We start from the raw sequence: 18,731 nt of genomic DNA, 5'->3' as shown, positions 1-18,731 counted from the left end.
TCAAGAAACCCTTTTCGAAAGCAGCGAGCGATAGAGTTCAAAATATTTTTCCGCGCTCTTGTCCCACGACACATCGGCTTTCATGCCTTGGCGTTGCATCGATTCCCAGACCACCGGACTGGCATGGGCGTCGACCAGGCGGCGGATGGCGTGCAGCAAGGCACCCCCATCGTTGGGCGCGAACTGGAAGCCGGTGGCCACACCGGCTGAAATGGCGGCCTCGTTGGCGTCGATGACCGTATCGGCCAGGCCGCCGGTGCGGGCGACCACCGGAACGCAGCCATAGCGCAGTCCGTAAAGCTGTGTCAGCCCGCAGGGTTCGAAGCGCGAAGGAATGACGATGGCGTCGCAGCCGCCTTGCATGATGTGCGACAGTCCCTCGTCATAGCCGACCACGACCCCGATACGGCCGCGATGCCTGGCGGCCGCGGCAAGCAGTGCGCCTTCAAGACCAGCATCGCCCGAGCCCAGAATCGCCAGGCGCGCGCCAGTCGCAACGACGCCATCAACGGCTGTCGCCAAGATGTCCATGCCCTTTTGCCAGGTCAGGCGACTGACGACGCAGACGATCGGACTGTCGTCGCGCTCAAGGCTGAAGCGATCTTCGACGGCCGCCCTGTTGGGGGCGCGCGCCTTCAGCGTGCTGGCCGTATAGGTGGACACCAGATGCTTGTCGGTTTCGGGATCCCATATCCCGGTGTCGATGCCGTTGACGATGCCATGGAGATCGCTGGAGCGCATGTTGATGAGGCCGTCGAGACCCATGCCGAATTCCGCTGAGCGAATCTCCTGCGCGTAGGTTGGACTGACCGTGGTGATTGCCCAGGCCGCCTGCAGGCCGGCTTTGAGGAAGCCGACGCCACCGTAATATTCGACGCCGTCGAGCGCCATCGCCGCCGCCGGCAAGCCGAGCTCGCCGAAGATGCCGGCGCCGAACTGGCCCTGGAAGGCGAGATTGTGGACGGTTAGCATCGAGGGCACGCCGACTGCCCTGCCGTAGCGCATGTAGGCCAGGGCCATCGCAGACTGCCAGTCATGGGCATGGACGATGTCGGGCTGGTAGCCCGAGATGGCGCCACCGGCAATGTCGCTGCCGACCTGGCTCAGCGCCGCGAAGCGCCGCCAATTGTCGGGCCAGTCGACGCCGGTCGCATTGCCATAGGGACCGCCGGGACGATCGAACAGATGCGGCGCGTCTAGCACGAACAGCTCGAGCCCGGCGAGCTGGACGGAATGGACGGAGGCCTTGCCACCCTGCAGCAAGGGATATTGCAGAACCGCCTTCCTTTTCTTGAAGGCGGCCATGACGGTCGGAAAACCGGGAATGAGCGTGCGCATGGTCACGCCCTTGGTCGCCAGCGCGATGGGCAGCGCGCCGGTCACGTCGGCAAGTCCACCGGTCTTGATCAGCGGGAAAATCTCAGGCGTGACCGACAGAACCTGCATGCACTAGAGCCCTAACTTGTCGATCATGTCCTGGGTGACCAGGCAAATGCCCTTTTCCGAAACCCGAAAACGCTTGGCGTCGAGAACGGGATCTTCGCCGACTACCAGCCCTTCCGGTATTCTAACACCGTGGTCGATGACCACGCGCTTCAACTTTGCGTTCCGGCCAACATGAACGTCGGGCAGCATGACGACTTCTTCCAGCGTCGAATAGGAATTGATGCGCGCACCGGTGAAGATCAGGCTTCGTTTCAGCGAGGCCCCCGAGACGATGCAATCGCCCGATACCAGCGAGGACACGGCCGAACCCCGGCGGCCATCCTCGTCATGCACGAACTTTGCCGGCGGCTTCAATTCGGCATAGGTCCAGATCGGCCAATCGCGGTCGTAGAGATCGAGCTCCGGCGTGATATCGGTCAGGTCGATATTGGCTTCCCAATAGGCGTCGACCGTTCCGACATCGCGCCAGTAAGCCTCGTTCTCGGCGGTCGAGCGGACGCAGGACTTGGCGAAGCGGTGGGCAATCGCCTTACCGTGCTGGACGATATAGGGGATGATGTCCTTGCCGAAATCGCGGCTGGAGCCCGGCTCGGCCGCGTCACGGCGCAACTGCTCCATCAGGAACTTGGTCTTGAAGACATAGATGCCCATCGAGGCCAGAGCGAATTCCGGCTTGTCGGGAATGCCGGGCGGGTCGGCGGGCTTTTCGACGAAAGCAATGATGTTGTCCTTGCCGTCGACATGCATGACGCCGAAGCCGGTGGCTTCCATGCGCGGCACTTCGAGGCACCCGACGGTGACATCGGCATTGGCGTCGACATGCTGGCGAAGCATCAGTTCGTAGTCCATCTTGTAGATGTGGTCGCCAGCCAGGACCACCATGTATTCGGGGCCGTAGGCCTCGATGATGTCGATGTTCTGATAGACGGCGTCGGCCGTGCCCTCATACCACTGCGTTTCCGAGACGCGCTGGCTGGCCGGCAGGATGTCGAAACTCTCGTTTCGCTCGGGCCGCAGGAAGTTCCAGCCACGTTGCAGATGGCGGATCAGCGAATGCGCCTTGTACTGGGTGGCGACGCCAAGGCGGCGAATGCCGGAGTTGAGTGCGTTGGAAAGCGCGAAGTCGATGATGCGCGTCTTGCCGCCGAAATAGACGGCCGGCTTGGCGCGCCGGTCAGTCAGTTCCTTGAGGCGGCTGCCACGGCCGCCGGCCAATACATAGGCCATGGCATCGCGCGCCAGCGGCTGGGTCCGTTTCAAGTCTGCCATTTCTACCCTCCCAAGTTACTCAGTCTCGACTTACTCGACCTCGACATGGCTCAGTCGGCCACGGGTTCAAGCATGATCGTCGACAGCGGCGGCAAAAGCATCGTCGCAGAGATGCTTCCGCCCTCCGCCCGGGCCTCGACCGTGCCGCCATTGCCCTTGCCGGAACCGCCATATTCCGAAGCGTCGGTGTTGATGATTTCGCGCCATTTGCCGGCCGTTGGCAACGGCACGCGATAGTTGTCGCGCGGCACCGGCGTAAAATTGGAAATGACGGCCACCGGGTTGCCCCCCGGTGCGCTGCGCAGCCAGGCGAAAACCGAATTCTGGCTGTCGTCGACGATCAGCCAGGAAAACCCTTCCGGTTCGCAGTCGCGCCCGTGCAGCGCCGGGCGCGAACGGTAGAGATAGTTGAGATCGCGCACCGTCTGCCAGACGCCGCGATGCGGCCGGAATTCGAGCAGGTTCCAGTCGAGCGCGCGCGCTTCGCTCCATTCGCGGCGCTGCGCGAACTCCTGTCCCATGAAAAGTAGCTTCTTGCCGGGATAACCCCACATGAAGGCGTAGTAGGCGCGCAAAGTCGCGAATTTCTGCCAGTCGTCGCCGGCCATCTTGCCAAGCAGCGTGCCTTTGCCATGCACGACCTCGTCATGCGAGAGCGGCAGCATGAAGTTCTCCGAGAAGGCGTAGGTCAGGCCGAAGGTGAGGTCATTGTGGTGGTGCTTGCGGAAGATCGGCTCCTTGGAGAAGTACTCCAGCGTGTCATGCATGAAGCCCATGTTCCATTTGAAGCCGAAGCCTAGGCCGCCCTCGTGCACCGGCGCCGAGACCTTCGGCCATGAGGTCGATTCCTCGGCGATGGTCATGACGCCGGGATGGTGGCCATAGACCTCCTTGTTCATCTTCTGCAGGAAGCTGACCGCCTCGAGGTTCTCGCGGCCGCCCTTCTCGTTGGGGATCCATTCGCCGGCCTTGCGCGAATAGTCGAGGTAGAGCATCGAGGCGACCGCATCGACGCGCAAACCGTCGACATGGTATTTTTCGGCCCAGAACAAAGCGTTGTTGACGAGGAAGGACACCACTTCGCGGCGGCCGAAATTATAGATCGCGGTGTTCCAGTCGGGATGAAAACCCTTGCGCGGATCGGCATGCTCATAAAGCGCGGTGCCATCGAAATTGGCCAGGCCATGCGCATCGACCGGGAAATGCGCGGGTACCCAGTCGAGGATGACACCGACGCCGGCGCGGTGGGCGCCATCGACGAAACGGGCAAAGCCGTCAGGGTCGCCGAAGCGGGCCGACGGTGCGTAGAGGCCGGTCGTCTGATAGCCCCAGGATGGGTCATAAGGGTGTTCGGAGATCGGCATGAATTCGATATGGGTGAAGCCGGTCTCGACGACATAGGGGATCAGCCGGTCGGCCAACTCGTCCCATGACAGGAACGTACCGTCGTCGCGAAGCTGCCAGGAACCGGCATGGACCTCATAGATCGAGATCGCTTCGCGCCGGTGGTCGGCATTGCGCCAGAAATTGCGATGCGCCTCATCCCCCCACTCATGCGCTGGTGGCATGGCCACGACCGAAGCGGTGGCCGGCCGCAATTCGGATTTGAAGGCGAACGGGTCCGCCTTCAGCGGCAGCCTTACGCCGTCCGGGCCGATGATCTCGTACTTGTAGGGTCGTCCGGCACCGATGTCGGGTACGAACAGCTCCCAGATGCCGGTGTCGCGGCGATCGCGCATCGTGTGCCGGCGACCGTCCCATTCGTTGAAATCACCGACCACCGAGACGCGTCGGGCATTGGGAGCCCAGACGGCGAAATGCACCCCGGAAGCGCCTTCGTGGTCGATGACATGGGCGCCGAGCTTGTCGAACAGTCTTAGGTGCGAGCCTTGGGCGATGTAGTAGTCGTCCATCGGGCCAAGCACCGGACCGAACGAATAGGGATCTGTCAGCCACCAGTCGCCGCCGGCATTGCGCGCGTGATAGCGCAGGGGCTGGCGCTTCTTGATCGAGAGCTTGCCTTCGAAAAAGCCGCCATCGTCGCGCCTGGACAGTTCCCCCGCGATGATGCCGGTCAGCGTGTAGGCTGTGACGAATTCGGCATGTGGTACAAAGCAGCGGGCAAACAGGTTCTTGCCGACCTCATGGACGCCAAGAACTGCGAAGGGGTCACCATGCGTGCCGGCAACAATCGCCGCAACATCGCTGGCCGGCGCCAGTCCGTCCGGCCCGCTTGTCCCAGCGGTCGCGCGCGGCTTCTTCATCAGGCAGTGTCCCTCCCCAGGCACCAAGCGTTTGTTTGGGGTGTGAATTCGACTGTCGAATTCACACCCCAGGACCACCTCGTTCGCAGCCTCATGCAATCACATCAGACAGGCACGTTCCAGATTTCTTTCGCATATTGACGGATGGTGCGATCGGAGGAGAACCAGCCGACACGCGCAACGTTGCGGATTGCCCGGGCATACCAGTCGGGACTGTTGCGCCAGACTGCATCGACCTCGCGCTGGGCGGCGGCATAGGCATCGAAATCGGCAGCAACCATGAACCAGTCGCTGCTGTAGAGACCGTCGATAAGGTCGCGGTAACGCTCTGGATCGTCCGGCGAAAAGACACCTGACGAAACAGCCGCAACTGCTTGCGCCAGCTCGGATGATCCTTCGATGACAGCGCGCGGGTTGTAGCCGTTGTTTCGCCGCTCTGCGACCTCGGCGGTGCTCAGGCCGAAGATGAAGATATTGTCGTCGCCGACGCACTCCTTGATCTCGACATTGGCGCCGTCGAGCGTGCCGATGGTCAACGCGCCGTTCAGGGCGAACTTCATGTTGCCAGTGCCGGACGCTTCCATGCCGGCGGTCGAGATCTGCTCCGACAAGTCGGCAGCCGGCATCATGATCTCGGCCAGGCTGACATTGTAGTTCGGCACGAACACCACCTTCAGCAAGCCGCGCACCGCCGGGTCGCGGTTGATGACCTTGGCGACGTCGTTGGCGAGTTTGATGATCAGCTTGGCATTGTGATAGCTGGGCGCCGCCTTGCCGCCGAAGAATTTCACGCGCGGCATCCAGTCACGCTCGGGATGCGAGCGGATCTGATCGTAAAGCGCGATCGCCTCGAGGATGTTCAGGAGCTGGCGCTTGTATTCGTGAATGCGCTTGATCTGGATATCGAACAGCGCCGAGGGGTCGACCTTGATGCCGAGACGGTCGGCGACGAGGTTGGCCAGCCGCGCCTTGTTGGCGCGCTTGACGGCGGCGAACTTGTCGCGAAACGCGGCGTCGCCGGCGAAGCCATCGAGATCCTTGATGGCGTCGATGTCGTCGAGAAAGCGATCACCGATCGCCTCGCGGGCGAGCGACGTCAGGCCGGGGTTGCACTGGATCAGCCAGCGCCGCGGCGTGATGCCGTTGGTCTTGTTGTTGATGCGATCGGGGTAGAGCTTGTGCAGGTCGGCAAACACCGTCTCCTTCATCAGGTCGGTGTGCAGAGCCGAAACGCCGTTGATCGAATGCGAGCCGACAAAGGCCAGATTGCCCATGCGCACCCGGCGGTCGCCATTTTCCTGGATCAGCGAGATGCGGCTGATCTGCTCGTCCGAGAACTGGTTGGACGCGCGCGCCTCAAGCAGCACTTCGGCATTGATGGCGTAGACGATCTGCATGTGGCGCGGCAAAAGCCGCTCGAACAGCGGCACCGGCCAGCTTTCCAGCGCCTCGGGCAGCAGCGTGTGGTTGGTGTAGCCGAAGGTGCGCTTGGTGGTATCCCAGGCCTGATCGAAATCCATGCCGTGGACATCCATCAACAGGCGCATCAGTTCAGGCACAGCGATAGCCGGGTGGGTGTCGTTGAGGTGGATCGCAGCCTTGTCGGGCAGCGATTTCAGGTCGCCATACTGGCTGAGATGCCGCTGGACGATGTCCTGCAGCGAGGCGGTGGAGAAAAAGTACTCCTGTCTGAGCCGCAGTTCCTGCCCGGCCTTGTGGGAATCGGCGGGATAGAGAACGCGCGACAAGGCATCGGCCTTGTTGCTTTCGGCAAGCGCGCCGATATGGTCGCCGGCATTGAATTTGTCGAGCAGGATCGGATCGACCGGCATGCCCGACCAGAGCCGCAGGGTGTTGACGCGATTGGCCCGCCAGCCGACCACGGGCGTATCATAGGCGACGGCCAGCACATGCTCGGTCGGCTTCCAGACATGGCGATCGAGTCGGCCATCCTTCGAGGTGATCGATTCCACCGAACCACCGAACCCGACCTCGAACGAGCGTTCGCGGCGTTCGAACTCCCACGGGTTGCCGTGATCGAGCCAGGTTTCGGGCAATTCGACCTGCCAGCCGTCGTGAATCTCCTGGCGGAACATGCCGTTGGCGTAACGAATGCCGTAGCCATGCGCGGGGATGTCGACGGTCGCCATGCTTTCCATGAAGCAGGCGGCAAGCCGGCCGAGGCCGCCATTGCCGAGTGCCGCATCAGGCTCGAGCGCGGCGATGAGATCGAGATCGACGCCCAGCGACGACAACGCCTCGCGCATATTGTCCATCAGACCGAGATTGGAGAAGGCATCGCGCATCAGCCGGCCGATGAGGAACTCCAGCGACAGATAATAGACGCGCTTTTCCTTCTGGTCATAGGCCTCCTTCGTCGCCTGCATCCAGCGGTCGACGATGCGGTCGCGCACGACCTTGATCGAGGCGGTCAGCCAGTCGTATTGGGTCGCGACCGTGGTATCCTTGCCGACCCGATATTTGAGGGCCATCAAGACTTCCCTTGCGAGCGTCTCTGGATCAGGATTTTCGAGCAGTGGCGGGAGGGGTTCGGATGTCATCGCGCTCGTCATGCTGCCTCTCGTGCGGTTGCCATGATCATACCGGCTTTCATCGTTCCTCCCAGCCCATGCTAGCCGATACCGCTTCATGTTCAATCGATTTAGATCAGCCCATGCTTGCTTTACCCTGCGGCAATTTGACAATTTCAAGCGCGGCGCGCTGAGACGATCTGCGCATCGCGCTTCAAATTCTTGTTCCGTGCCTGTCGTTGTCCCAAAACCGTCACGCACTTTGGCCACATGCCTCAAGCCGCGAGCGCTGCCTCGGGCGGAACCTTTGCACCGGTCATGAAAGCCACGGCATCGGACATCGTATATTGCTTGGGATCGATGACGCAGAGGCGACGACCCAGCCGGTGGATGTGAATGCGGTCGGCCACTTCGAAGACATGCGGCATGTTGTGCGAGATGAGCACGATCGGAAGGCCGCGCTTCTTGACGTCGAGGATCAGTTCGAGCACGCGGCGGCTCTCCTTGACGCCAAGGGCTGCCGTCGGTTCATCCATGATCACGACACGACTGCCGAATGCGGCGGCGCGCGCCACCGCCACGCCTTGGCGCTGGCCGCCTGAGAGCGTTTCCACCGCCTGGGAGATGTTCTGGATGGTCATCAGGCCAAGTTCGGTGAGCTTGTCGCGGGCGCGCTTTTCCATCGCCGGACGGTCGAGCATACGAAGCCAGTCGCCCAGAAAACCCGGTTTGCGGATCTCGCGGCCAAGGAACATGTTGTCGGCGATCGACAGCGCCGGCGACAGCGCCAGATTCTGATAGACGGTCTCGATGCCGGCTTCGCGGGCCTCCATCGGCGATTTGAAGGCGACGGGTTTGCCTTCAAGCCGGATCTCCCCTTCGTCGGGCACGGCCGCGCCGGAAATCGCCTTGATGAGCGACGATTTGCCGGCACCATTGTCGCCTATGACGGCGAGGATTTCGCCTGGGTAGAGGTCGAAGTCCGCATTGTCGAGGGCGGTGACGCGGCCATAGCGTTTGATCAGGCCACGAGCGGTGAGGATGGGTTCCTGAGTCATGGTCATGCCGAAACCTTTCTGATCCATTGGTCGACAGCCACGGCGCCGATGATCAGCACACCGGTGAGCAGCACTTTCCATTGCGGATCGGCGCCCAGCATGTTGAGGCCCATGGAGACGACGCCGACGATCATCGCGCCAAACAGCGTGCCCAGGATCGAGCCGCGTCCGCCGAACAGGGAAATTCCGCCGATCACCGTCGCGGTGATCGCCTGCAGATTGTAGTCTGTGACGGCGGCGGACGGCGAGATCGACCCGTTGCGGCCGATCGAGACCCAGGCCGCGAAAGCTGCGATCAACCCGGCAAGGGTGTAGACCGTCACCAGCACCTTCTTGGTCTGGATACCCGACAGCTTCGCCGCTTCCTGGTCATCGCCGACGGCATAGACATGGCGGCCCCATGCCGTGTGATTGAGCACGTACCAGAGGACCATCACAAGCAAGACTGTCGCAATGACGCCGAGCGTCAGCACCGCGGTCCCAACTTTAAAGCTAAGGGCGAACAGATGCAGCAGCGGTGCCTGGTTGTCGACGTCGGTGTCGCGGATCGTCTCATTGGCCGAATAGATGAAGTTCGTGGCCATGACGATGTTCCAGGTGCCAAGCGTCACGATGAAGGGCGGCAGCTTCATGTAGGCAACCAGCAGCCCGTTGAGCAGCCCGCAGGCCGCGCCGGCGGCAAGCCCGATCGCCACGGCGAGCACACTGGGCATACCGTAACTGACCGCGCAATTGCCGATGATCACCGCTGAAATCACCATGATGACGCCAATCGACAGGTCGATGCCGGCGGTCAGGATGACCAGCGTCTGCGCGGCGCCGAGAATGCCGACGATGGCAATCTGCTGCAGGATCAGCGTCAGCGTGTAGGACGAAAAGAACCGCCCTCCGATGGTGATGCCGAAGACGATGATTGCCAGAACCAGCACGATCAACGGCACCGCGGCCGGGGTCGAATGCAGGAAATGCTGGATGCGTTTGACGGCCGATTTGTGCTCGTCAAAAGCGGCTACACTGGTGTCGCTGCCCGAGAGAACTTTCTCGAATTCTTGAGCTTGAGCCATATTTCCTCCCCGTGGGGCTGCAGCCAAACGCCGACGCCCGTCCACGCTTGTCCGGTCTGCTGCCGGGATTGTTCGCGGTCACGCGACCATCGTCCACCCGAAGCGGCCGGGGATCAAGCCCCGACCGCTCAGGTTTGGTTGTTGCCGGTCAGACCGGCATCAGCCCCAGCACTTGGCGAGGCCTTCCTTGGTGTCGATGGACTTCACGCCGGTGGCCGGCTTATCGGTCACCAGGTTGACGCCGGTGTCGAAGAAATTCTTGCCTTCGGTCGGCTTCGGCTTGGTTCCGTCCTTGGCGAAAGCAGCGATCGCCTCGATGCCAAGCGCCGCCATCTGCAGCGGATATTGCTGCGACGTGGCGCCGATGACACCTTCGGCCACCGACTTCACGCCGGGGCAGCCGCCATCGACGGAAACGATCAGCACCTGGCTTTCGAGGCCGACGGCCTTGAGCGCCTGGTAGGCGCCGACAGCTGCGGGCTCGTTGATGGTGTGGATCACGTTGATGGTGTTGTCCTTCTGCAGAAGGTTCTCCATCGCCTTGCGGCCGCCCTCCTCGTTGCCGTTGGTGACGTCGTGGCCGACGATGCGCGCATCGTCCTCATCGCCGATCTTGTTGGGATCCTTCACGTCGATGCCGTAGCCCATCATGAAGCCCTGGTCGCGCAGCACATCGACGGTCGGCTGCGAGGGGGTCAGGTCGAGGAAGCCGATCTTGGCGTCCTTGGCCTTGTCGCCGAGTGTGGCGGCGGCCCAGGCGCCGATCAGCTTGCCAGCTTCGAGATTGTCCGTTGCAAAGGTTGCGTCGGCGGCGTCGATCGGATCGAGGGGCGTGTCGAGTGCGATCACCAGCAGACCCGCGTCACGCGCCTTCTTCACGGTTGGCACGATGCCCTTGGTGTCGGATGCCGTGATCAGGATACCCTTGGCGCCGTCGGCGATGCAGCTTTCGATCGCCGCGACCTGGCTCTCGCTGTCGCCGTCGATCTTGCCGGCGTAGGTCTTGAGGTCGACGCCGAGTTCCTTGGCCTTCGCCGTCGCGCCTTCCTTCATCTTGACGAAGAAGGGATTGGTGTCGGTCTTTGTGATCAGGCAGGCACCGACACCGGCCGCGGATGCGGACGAGGCAAACGCCATCAGGCTCAGGGCCGCGGCGGCAAACACGGTCGATTTCAACAGTTTTGTATTGGTCACGATCTTCCTCCCAGTGGAACCATTCCGGATGCCGGCCAACCGGCACCTGCGGCGCATCCAACGAAATTCTCCCAGCGTGGACGCTGTCTCAACAGACACCAGCCCGAGGCTTCTGTCAATAATTAAATCACTCTTATTTATTATTGACAGTCTTGCTTCGTTCACCCATTCTGGCCCGAAAAGCCTTGAAGGGAAACGACGGGAGGAACAGGGTGGAAACCGCCATTGCGAGGCACGGTTCGCCCGAGATGAATGACAGCCTCATTCACCGCGGCACCAACCAAAGTGGCATGCGCGACCACAACGAGCGGTTGGTGCTCTCACTGGTGCGTCAGCATGGCAGCCTGGCGAAATCCGACATCGCCCGCATGACCGGACTTTCGGCGCAGACGGTTTCGGTCATCATGCGCGAACTGGAGGAAGAAAACCTTCTGCTGCGCCAGGCGCCGTTGCGCGGCAAGATCGGCCAGCCCTCCATCCCGATGGCGCTCAATCCCGAAGGCGCTTTCTTCATCGGCCTGAAGATCGGGCGGCGCAGCGCCGAACTCGTGCTGATCGACTTTCTCGGCAATGTGCGCTCGATGCTGCAGCATTCATACCGCTACCCGGCGCCACGCGAGACGGTGGACTTCGTGAGCAACGGCATGCGGCAGATGCGTGGCGAACTGACGCCCGCACAGGACAAGCGTATCGCTGGGCTCGGCATCGCCATGCCGTTCGAATTGTGGAACTGGGCCGATACCGCCGGCGCCCCGCGCGACGTCATGGACGAATGGCGTCATCGCGACATCAGGGGCGACATCCAGGCGCAATGCGATTTTCCAGTCTACCTGCAGAACGACGCTACTTCAGCCTGCGGCGCAGAACTCGTCTTCGGTCAGGCGAGCGCTGCGCGTGACTTCGTCTACTTCTATATCGGCGCCTTTGCCGGTGGCGGCATCGTGCTGAATGGCCGGCTGTTTGGCGGCCCGACCGGCAATGCCGGCGCACTCGGTTCGATGCCCGTACCAGGGCCGGACGGCAAGCCGACACAATTGATCGACGTGGCGTCCATTGCCATGCTCGAAAAGGCGCTCAATGCGCGCGGCGTCGAGGCCTCGCATCTGTGGACGTCGCCGGAAGACTGGGGCGAGATCGGCGCCGAACTCGACGACTGGATCGCCAGTGCTTCGCGAGCGCTCGCCTACGCGATCGTCGCCGCGTCCTCGGTCATCGATTTCGAAGCGGCGGTCATCGACGGATGGATGCCGAAGGCCGTGCGCCGCCGGCTGGTCGATGCCATCATCGCGGCCATCGCCACGATCGACGGCGAAGGCTTGAAGCTGCCCGCCGTTCGCGAGGGAACCGTCGGCATTCATGCCAGGGCGCTCGGCGGCGCCAGCCTGCCACTTTCCGAACGCTTCCTGATTGGCTCGACGACGATTTCCAGGAGCGCCTGATGTTGATCGGAATCCCGGCGCTGCTCGGTCCGGAGCTTCTGGCGATCTTGCGCGGCATGGGCCATGGCGACGAAATCGCCCTTGTCGACGGAAATTATCCGGCCGAGCAACAGGCGACCCGGCTGGTGCGGGCCGACGGTCACGATCTTATCCCTGTGCTCGACGCGATATTGAGCATCTTGCCTGTCGATGACCTTGTGCCGGAGGCGCTGTTTCGTGCCTCCGTCAAAGGCGATCCCTCGCTTGCCGATCCTGTCCACCAGGAGATCGAGGCAACCTGCGCCAAACGCGCTCCGGGCCGCAAGGTGGTTGCACTGGCTGGCGCCGACTTCTATGCACGGGTCAAATCGGCGTATGCCATCGTCGCGACAAGCGAGCCGCGGCTCTACGCCAACATCATCATCCGCAAGGGCGTGATCTATCCGCCGGAGACCAGGAAGCCATGATCCTCTGCTGCGGCGAAGCCCTGATCGACATGCTGCCGCGTACGACGACAGCGGGCGAGCCGGCTTTTGCACCTTATGTCGGCGGAGCCGTGTTCAACACGGCGATCGCGCTTGGTCGGCTCGGCGCGCCGGCCGGCTTCTTTTCCGGCCTGTCGTCGGATCTATTCGGCGGTCAGTTCAGGGCTGCGCTGGAGGCGAGCAAGGTCAGCTCCACCTATGCACACACCTCGCCACGACCGACCACATTGGCCTTCGTCAAGCTCACCAACGGCCAGGCGACCTACACCTTCTATGACGAGAACACCGCTGGCCGCATGCTCACTGTCGACGACCTGCCGCAGCTCGGCGGCGAGATCGAAGCCATGCTGTTCGGCGCCATCAGCCTGATCTCCGAGCCCGCCGGCAGCGCCTATGAAGAGTTCATGCGGCGCGAGCATGGAAGCCGTGTCATGATGCTCGATCCCAACATCCGGCCGAACTTCATCCCGGACAAGGCCAAGCACCTCAGGCGCATCCGCGCCATGATGACAATGGCCGATATCGTGAAACTGTCGGACGAAGATTTGAACTGGTTCGGCGAAGCCGGCTCGCATGAGGATGTCATCCACAGCTGGCTGGACCGCGGTCCCAAGCTGATCGTCGTCACGCATGGCAGCGAAGGCGCCGTCGGTTATAGCAAGGAGCACGCCGTCACGGTGATGCCGGAAAGGGTCGAGGTGGTCGACACGGTCGGCGCCGGCGACACGTTCAACGCGGGGATCCTCGCTTCGCTGCATGAACAAGGCCTGCTGACGAAGACGGCAATCGCCAGTCTTTCCCGGGATGCCATCGGCAAGGCGCTGGCGCTTGGCGCCAAGGCAGCGGCGGTCACGGTCTCGCGCGCCGGCGCCAATCCACCCTGGCGGCACGAGATCGCCTGAGCGGCCCGAACGTGCTCAAGATTAGTTGAGCGCGTCGATCACTTTATGTTTCGCTGGGCCGATGCCAGGGATAACAAGGGCAGGATCGTGCCTGATGAAGCCCGGAATTCCGGCATCTCGCGAAGTCATGCCGAGAAATACGGGTAACAGACTGCGACACCTGGGCAATTCGCGGTTTTGCCTGTCCGGCTTTCTCGGCAGGCGCAACTCTGGTACCAGCGGCCGGTTATCTGGCTAAACCGTTTTTGAGGCCGACATGCAGTTCATCGATCTTGGCGCGCAGCGCGAACGAATCCGCGACCGGCTGAAGGCCGCGATCGACCGCGTCGTCGATGAGGGCCGCTATATTCTCGGCCCCCAGGTCACCGAATTCGAAAACAAGCTCGCCGCCTATGTCGGCACCAAGCATGTCGTGGCCTGTGCCAACGGCACGGATGCATTGCTGTTGCCGCTGTTTGCGGCCGGGGTTGGCCCGGGCGACGCGGTCTTCGTGCCGAGCTTCACTTTCGCCGCCACCGCCGAAGTGGTGGCGCTGGCCAAGGCCGAGCCAGTGTTCGTCGATGTCGACCCGCATACGTACAACATCGACATTGCCAGTCTTGAGGCGGCCATCGCCATGATCAAGAAGGAAGGCCGGCTGAAGCCGAAGGCAATCATTCCCGTCGATCTGTTCGGCCTTGCCGCCGACTACGAGGCGATCATGGCGATTGCCAACCGCGAAGGCCTGATGGTGATCGAGGATGCCGCCCAGTCGATGGGCGGTTCGCTCGAGGGCAAGATGTGCGGTTCCTTCGGCGCGGTCGGCTCGACCAGCTTCTATCCGGCAAAGCCGCTTGGCTGCTACGGCGACGGCGGCGCGATGTTCACCAATGACGATGCGCTGGCCGAGCAGCTCAGATCCTTCGCCTTCCACGGCAAGGGCGAGACGCAATACGACAATGTCCGCGTCGGCATCAATTCACGGCTCGACACGATACAGGCGGCGATCCTGATCGAGAAGCTGGCCATTCTCGAAGACGAGATGGTTGCCCGCCAGATGGTGGCAATGCGCTATGCGGACGGACTTGGCGACATCGTTACCGCCGCCCGCAATCTGGACGGCAGCCGTTCGGCCTGGGCGCAGTACGCGATCGAGACGCCGAAGCGCGACGGGTTGAAGGCGCATCTTGGTGAAAAGGGCATTCCGTCTGTTATCTACTATGTGAAGCCGCTGCATGCCCAGGTTGCTTACCGCGACTACCCGCGCACGCCGACCGGCCTTGCCGTGTCGGAAGACCTACCGAAGCGAATCCTCTGCCTGCCGATGCACCCTTATCTCAGCGAAGCCGACCAGGACCGCATCATCGAGACGATCCGCAACTATATCGGCTCGAATTCAGCACAGGCCGCAGCCGAGTAAGCTGCCGGGCCTTCTCAAGCGGGGCTGGCCCCTGCCCCGCTGGCAATAAAATGCGGATTGGCAAAATCCTCGTCGTCGCTTTGCCTGCCTAGCGTCCCATATACCGCCGAACTGATCAGGCGACGAAAGCAATCTTGGAGCCAAGCATTCCAAGGACTTCGCCCTCCGGACGGGGCCGGCCGAAATAATAGCCTTGAACCTCGGTGTAGCCTTGTTCGCGCACCAGTCTGAACTGCTCCGCAGATTCCACGCCTTCCGCTGTCGTGATCATTCCAAGGTTCGCGCCGAGATCGGCTACCGTCCTGACAATCGCGGACATTCCCTTCTCGTCTGGCAGACCGTCAATGAAAGAGCGATCGAGCTTGATCTTGTCGAAGGGGAAAGACCGTAAATAACTCAGCGAGGAATAGCCGGTGCCAAAATCATCCATGACGATACGCACACCCAACTGCTTCATATTGTAAAGCGCGGCGAGTGTCGCCTCTGTGCCGGTGAGCAGCACCGACTCGGTGATCTCCAGTTCCAATCGACCCGGCGACAGGCCCGAATCCGCCAGTGCCAGCGCCACGTGATGCACGAGGGCGTGGCTTTTGAATTGAACCGCCGAAAGGTTGACGGCAACCTTGATGTCATGCGGCCACGCAGCCGCATGGGCGCAAGCCTGCCGGAGCACCCACTCTCCCAAGGGAATGATCAGGCCGATCTCCTCGGCCAGCGGGATGAACTCCGACGGGAGGACGACACCGCGCGCTGCATTATTCCACCGCAGCAGCGCCTCAAAGCCGATCACCTTCTGGGTCTGAGCGTCGACCAGTGGCTGGTAGTATAGCTCGAACTCGCGGCTAACCAGTGCGCGCCTCAGATCCAACTCGAGCTGGCGGCGGCGCTGCGCCCGCGCATCCATCTCGGCTTCGAAGAAGCGGTAGGTGCCTCGACCGTCCGCCTTTGCCCTGTAGAGCGCCAGATCCGCATGCTTAAGCAAGCGATCCGCGTCATCGGCATCGTCCGGGCCAAGCGCGACCCCGATGCTCGTGCCGATCACCACCTGGTGACCCTCGAGATCGAACGGCTGACAGAGGCTGTCAATGAGATGGCGGGCGAGCGCCTCAGGCTGCTCCGGTCCCTCGATGCCGGACTGAACGACAACGAACTCGTCGCCACCCAGGCGCGCGAGAGTGTCGTTCTCACGAACACAACCGGTCAGGCGCTCTGCTACCGCCTTCAACAGCAAGTCGCCGACGGTGTGACCGAGCGTGTCGTTTACCATCTTGAACTGATCGAGGTCGAGGCAAAGCACCGCAGCCCTCTCACCGGCCCGGGTGCGGCCGAGAGCGTCTGCAATCTTCTCATGCAGCAGGTAACGGTTCGGCAGTCCGGTCAGAGCATCGTGCCCCGCCATATGTGCAATTTCCGCCTCGGCCCTGACGCTCTCGGTGATGTCTTCGTGTGTTGCGACGTAACCCCCTTCCTGCCTGGGATTGTATGTGACCTTGACGGTTCGGCCGTCGGTGAGCTCCATCTTGGCGCTTGCGACTCCGCCTCTCGATCGAGAGACCATTACGACGTCGAAGTACGTCGCCATGTCGACCGGAGCGTTGCCGACCGACGCGCGGTGCTCGAGGATGCGATCGAGCGGCGTGCCGGGAGTCATCAGGTCTGCAGGCAAATCGTACATTCGGCCATATTGGGCATTGCAGACGATCAGGCGTGTCTGTGCATCGAACATGCACATCCCGTGCGGCAAATTCGTCAGCGCTGCGTCTAAGCGACTGTTCTGCTCCGCGAGTGCGGCCTCGATGCGCCGTCGCGCCACGACACTATCACGAAACTCCTCGACAGCCCTTCCGATCGAACCAATCTCGTCGTCGCGGTTGGCAACGTCGAAAACCACGACGTCGTTATCGCCTTGGGCCAGCCGCGACAGCGCACGCGCGATTGAGACAAGAGGATCGGACAGACCCCTCTTGAGGCGCAGGATGATCCAGGCCGTGAGGATCAGGCCAACCGCTCCGATGCCGGCCATGAGCCCGATGGCGAATTCAGAAACCTCTTCGGCCTCGCTGACGTCGTTCGTTGCGGACGTTGCGGCGGCATGGCTCAAAGCATCCAGCGCGCGAGAGACCCCGTCGCTGAGCGTTCTCAGCTTGTTGCGTTGGACCGCATCGGCGGCCGCATTCGGCGCGGCGTCCGTCGATGCGTCAAGCTTTGCCAGATAGGCCTCGAGGGCATCGCCGAGGGTCGCGGCCATGCGTCGCTCCTCGCCCGACAAAGCGAGGTTCGAGTAGGCGGTCCCGAGATCCCGAAGACGCTGGCGTGCTCGCGCCGGCTCCAAACCGGCAACGTTTGGCAGAGATGTGGCCTCGGCGAGGCGAAGCCGGCCAAGTTCGGCTTCAATGTCGCCAAGAATCCGCGCCGCCGGGAGCGACTTCAGGTTCAGGCTTTCGACGAGATCTTCGATGAGATCGATCTGTATCGAGGCGAGCGACACCGTCGCCAAGAGCACGACAAAGAAAAGGCCGGAAAGGCCCAGGAGACGCGCCCGAATGGATTTGGCAAACATCCTGATTGACTTCTACCCCAAGCGTTGACAACTACAGGTTGCCACACTCGCCTTAAGCACAAGTGAAGACATTCAAGATGAATGGAACTACCTGAATTCAACGCAGGCCGCAGCCGAGTAAGCTGCCGGGCCTTCTCAAGCGGGGCTCACCCCTGCCCCGCTGGCAATAAAATGCGGATTGGCAAAATCCTCGTCGTCGCTTTGCCTGCGCTTGCCATAGAGCAAAGGTTGGCCGTCCAGTGTGCGTGTCATGCCGCCGGCCGCGCGCAACACGGCGTCACCCGCTGCCGTGTCCCATTCCATGGTGCGACCGAAGCGCGGATAGACATCCGCCTCGGCGCTGGCGACAAGACAGAATTTCAAGGACGAACCGACCGAGACGATTTCGGCGGCGCCGAGGTCGCGAATATAGGCCTCGGTTTCCGGCGTGTTGTGCGACCGACTGGCAACGACGGCCAGCGGCGGCACGGCTGTTCTCACCGAAATCGGCCGACGGGCCGTGATCTGGTAGTCGCCATTGATCTCCAGAGATTCCGCCTTGCCCGGCAGGCCCGAAAAGAAGCGGCCCGTGCAGGGGGCAAAGACAACTCCGACCTCCGGCACGCCGTGACGGACAAGCGCGATGTTGACGGTGAAATCGGTGCGTCGGTTGACGAATTCCTTGGTGCCGTCGAGTGGATCGATGAGAAAGAAGGCCCCGTCCAGGTTGGGCGGCACGATGCCGGCGGATGCTTCCTCTTCGGCCACGCAAGGTATGTCGGGAAACGCGGCGCGCAGTCCGGCGAGAATGATCTTCTCACTCTCACGGTCCGCCTCGGTCACTGGCGACGAATCGGACTTGCGGTCGACCGCACAGCCGGCATGGAACACGCGCATCACCTCGCGCCCGGCCGCCAGCGCAAGCCGCTCGAAGGTTTCGAGCATCTCCGTGTCGTCAGATGCCGCCGCCGCTGTCGTATTGGTCTTCGGCAATGTCGCGCTCGTTCAGCCAGTGTTCCAGGGCGTCTACCATCTGTTCGGCCGACTTGCCGAGTGTCTGGAGATGGATTTCCGGGTTTTGCGGCGCTTCGTAGGGAGAATCGACGCCGGTGAAATTCTTGATCTCGCCATTCAGCGCGCGCGCATAGAGGCCCTTCGGATC

Annotated in this window: 14 protein-coding genes; 4 read left to right on the top strand and 10 right to left on the bottom strand. The window is 62.1% G+C overall.

Features of this window, described 5'->3' with window-relative positions:
- From glgA to NKH57_RS15785, 7 genes are all read right to left on the bottom strand, one after another.
- Nucleotides 1-1,446 carry a glycogen synthase GlgA gene (gene glgA, locus NKH57_RS15815; protein WP_352945302.1) on the bottom strand — a complete coding sequence of 482 codons (1,446 nt, stop codon included), beginning with the start codon at nt 1,444-1,446 and terminating at the stop codon, nt 1-3.
- A gap of 3 nt (nt 1,447-1,449) precedes the next feature.
- Complete coding sequence (gene glgC, locus NKH57_RS15810; protein ID WP_023760530.1) at nt 1,450-2,715, bottom strand: glucose-1-phosphate adenylyltransferase; 1,266 nt, start codon at nt 2,713-2,715, stop codon at nt 1,450-1,452.
- A gap of 50 nt (nt 2,716-2,765) precedes the next feature.
- Nucleotides 2,766-4,979 (bottom strand): 1,4-alpha-glucan branching protein GlgB, encoded by a 2,214-nt coding sequence (gene glgB, locus NKH57_RS15805; protein ID WP_352945300.1) that lies wholly within the window; start codon nt 4,977-4,979, stop codon nt 2,766-2,768.
- A gap of 104 nt (nt 4,980-5,083) precedes the next feature.
- Complete coding sequence (locus tag NKH57_RS15800; RefSeq protein WP_352945299.1) at nt 5,084-7,552, bottom strand: glycogen/starch/alpha-glucan phosphorylase; 2,469 nt, start codon at nt 7,550-7,552, stop codon at nt 5,084-5,086.
- Nucleotides 7,553-7,785: 233 nt separating this feature from the next.
- A complete protein-coding gene (locus tag NKH57_RS15795; protein ID WP_023760533.1) occupies nt 7,786-8,568 on the bottom strand; it encodes an ATP-binding cassette domain-containing protein in 783 nt (260 codons plus the stop codon).
- Between the two features lie 2 nt (nt 8,569-8,570).
- Nucleotides 8,571-9,632 (bottom strand): ABC transporter permease, encoded by a 1,062-nt coding sequence (locus NKH57_RS15790; RefSeq protein ID WP_352945297.1) that lies wholly within the window; start codon nt 9,630-9,632, stop codon nt 8,571-8,573.
- Nucleotides 9,633-9,791: 159 nt separating this feature from the next.
- Nucleotides 9,792-10,769 carry a sugar ABC transporter substrate-binding protein gene (locus NKH57_RS15785; protein WP_502898064.1) on the bottom strand — a complete coding sequence of 326 codons (978 nt, stop codon included), beginning with the start codon at nt 10,767-10,769 and terminating at the stop codon, nt 9,792-9,794.
- Nucleotides 10,770-11,038: 269 nt separating this feature from the next.
- Here NKH57_RS15785 and NKH57_RS15780 point away from each other — a divergent pair, with 269 nt between their 5' ends.
- The 4 genes from NKH57_RS15780 (at nt 11,039) to NKH57_RS15765 (ending at nt 15,030) form a co-directional block, all read left to right on the top strand.
- Nucleotides 11,039-12,265 (top strand): ROK family transcriptional regulator, encoded by a 1,227-nt coding sequence (locus NKH57_RS15780; protein WP_352945295.1) that lies wholly within the window; start codon nt 11,039-11,041, stop codon nt 12,263-12,265.
- On the top strand, nt 12,265-12,711 hold the full coding sequence (locus NKH57_RS15775; protein ID WP_352945293.1) for an RbsD/FucU family protein: 447 nt from the start codon (nt 12,265-12,267) through the stop codon (nt 12,709-12,711). The genes NKH57_RS15780 and NKH57_RS15775 overlap by 1 nt, the downstream gene beginning before the upstream one ends.
- Nucleotides 12,708-13,631: a carbohydrate kinase family protein gene (locus tag NKH57_RS15770; RefSeq protein WP_352945291.1), complete on the top strand. Its 924-nt coding sequence runs from the start codon at nt 12,708-12,710 to the stop codon at nt 13,629-13,631. Before NKH57_RS15775 ends, NKH57_RS15770 begins: the two co-directional genes overlap by 4 nt.
- Nucleotides 13,632-13,887: 256 nt before the next feature.
- The gene (locus NKH57_RS15765) at nt 13,888-15,030 is read left to right on the top strand and encodes a DegT/DnrJ/EryC1/StrS family aminotransferase (protein ID WP_352945289.1); all 1,143 of its coding nucleotides are present in this window, start codon (nt 13,888-13,890) and stop codon (nt 15,028-15,030) included.
- 115 nt (nt 15,031-15,145) lie between these two features.
- On the opposite strand, the gene NKH57_RS15760 is transcribed toward NKH57_RS15765, so the two are convergent.
- The 3 genes from NKH57_RS15760 to NKH57_RS15750 form a co-directional block, all read right to left on the bottom strand.
- Complete coding sequence (locus tag NKH57_RS15760; protein WP_352945379.1) at nt 15,146-17,518, bottom strand: putative bifunctional diguanylate cyclase/phosphodiesterase; 2,373 nt, start codon at nt 17,516-17,518, stop codon at nt 15,146-15,148.
- Between the two features lie 207 nt (nt 17,519-17,725).
- Entirely contained in the window at nt 17,726-18,514 is a 789-nt protein-coding gene (gene cysQ / locus NKH57_RS15755) for a 3'(2'),5'-bisphosphate nucleotidase CysQ (RefSeq protein WP_352945377.1), read from the bottom strand.
- A gap of 10 nt (nt 18,515-18,524) precedes the next feature.
- Nucleotides 18,525-18,731, bottom strand: a 207-nt coding sequence (locus NKH57_RS15750; RefSeq protein WP_352945287.1) for an adenylyl-sulfate kinase, incomplete at its 5' end; no start/stop codon positions are given.

The organism is Mesorhizobium sp. M1050, assembly GCF_040318715.1.
In the GTDB taxonomy this organism is placed as follows: Bacteria; Pseudomonadota; Alphaproteobacteria; order Rhizobiales; family Rhizobiaceae; genus Mesorhizobium.
Note: the sequence above shows the minus strand (reverse complement) of the source record. Positions and strands in the feature narration are given on the sequence as shown.

What these genes read in the sequence shown, in the direction of transcription:
- glgA (WP_352945302.1), bottom strand. Translation starts at nt 1,446, where the DNA reads ATGCAGGTTCTGTCGGTCACGCCTGAGATTTTCCCGCTGATCAAGACC.
- glgC (WP_023760530.1), bottom strand. Translation starts at nt 2,715, where the DNA reads ATGGCAGACTTGAAACGGACCCAGCCGCTGGCGCGCGATGCCATGGCC.
- glgB (WP_352945300.1), bottom strand. Translation starts at nt 4,979, where the DNA reads ATGAAGAAGCCGCGCGCGACCGCTGGGACAAGCGGGCCGGACGGACTG.
- NKH57_RS15800 (WP_352945299.1), bottom strand. Translation starts at nt 7,552, where the DNA reads ATGACGAGCGCGATGACATCCGAACCCCTCCCGCCACTGCTCGAAAAT.
- NKH57_RS15795 (WP_023760533.1), bottom strand. Translation starts at nt 8,568, where the DNA reads ATGACTCAGGAACCCATCCTCACCGCTCGTGGCCTGATCAAACGCTAT.
- NKH57_RS15790 (WP_352945297.1), bottom strand. Translation starts at nt 9,632, where the DNA reads ATGGCTCAAGCTCAAGAATTCGAGAAAGTTCTCTCGGGCAGCGACACC.
- NKH57_RS15785 (WP_502898064.1), bottom strand. Translation starts at nt 10,769, where the DNA reads ATGGCGTTTGCCTCGTCCGCATCCGCGGCCGGTGTCGGTGCCTGCCTG.
- NKH57_RS15775 (WP_352945293.1), top strand. Translation starts at nt 12,265, where the DNA reads ATGTTGATCGGAATCCCGGCGCTGCTCGGTCCGGAGCTTCTGGCGATC.
- NKH57_RS15770 (WP_352945291.1), top strand. Translation starts at nt 12,708, where the DNA reads ATGATCCTCTGCTGCGGCGAAGCCCTGATCGACATGCTGCCGCGTACG.
- NKH57_RS15765 (WP_352945289.1), top strand. Translation starts at nt 13,888, where the DNA reads ATGCAGTTCATCGATCTTGGCGCGCAGCGCGAACGAATCCGCGACCGG.
- cysQ (WP_352945377.1), bottom strand. Translation starts at nt 18,514, where the DNA reads ATGCTCGAAACCTTCGAGCGGCTTGCGCTGGCGGCCGGGCGCGAGGTG.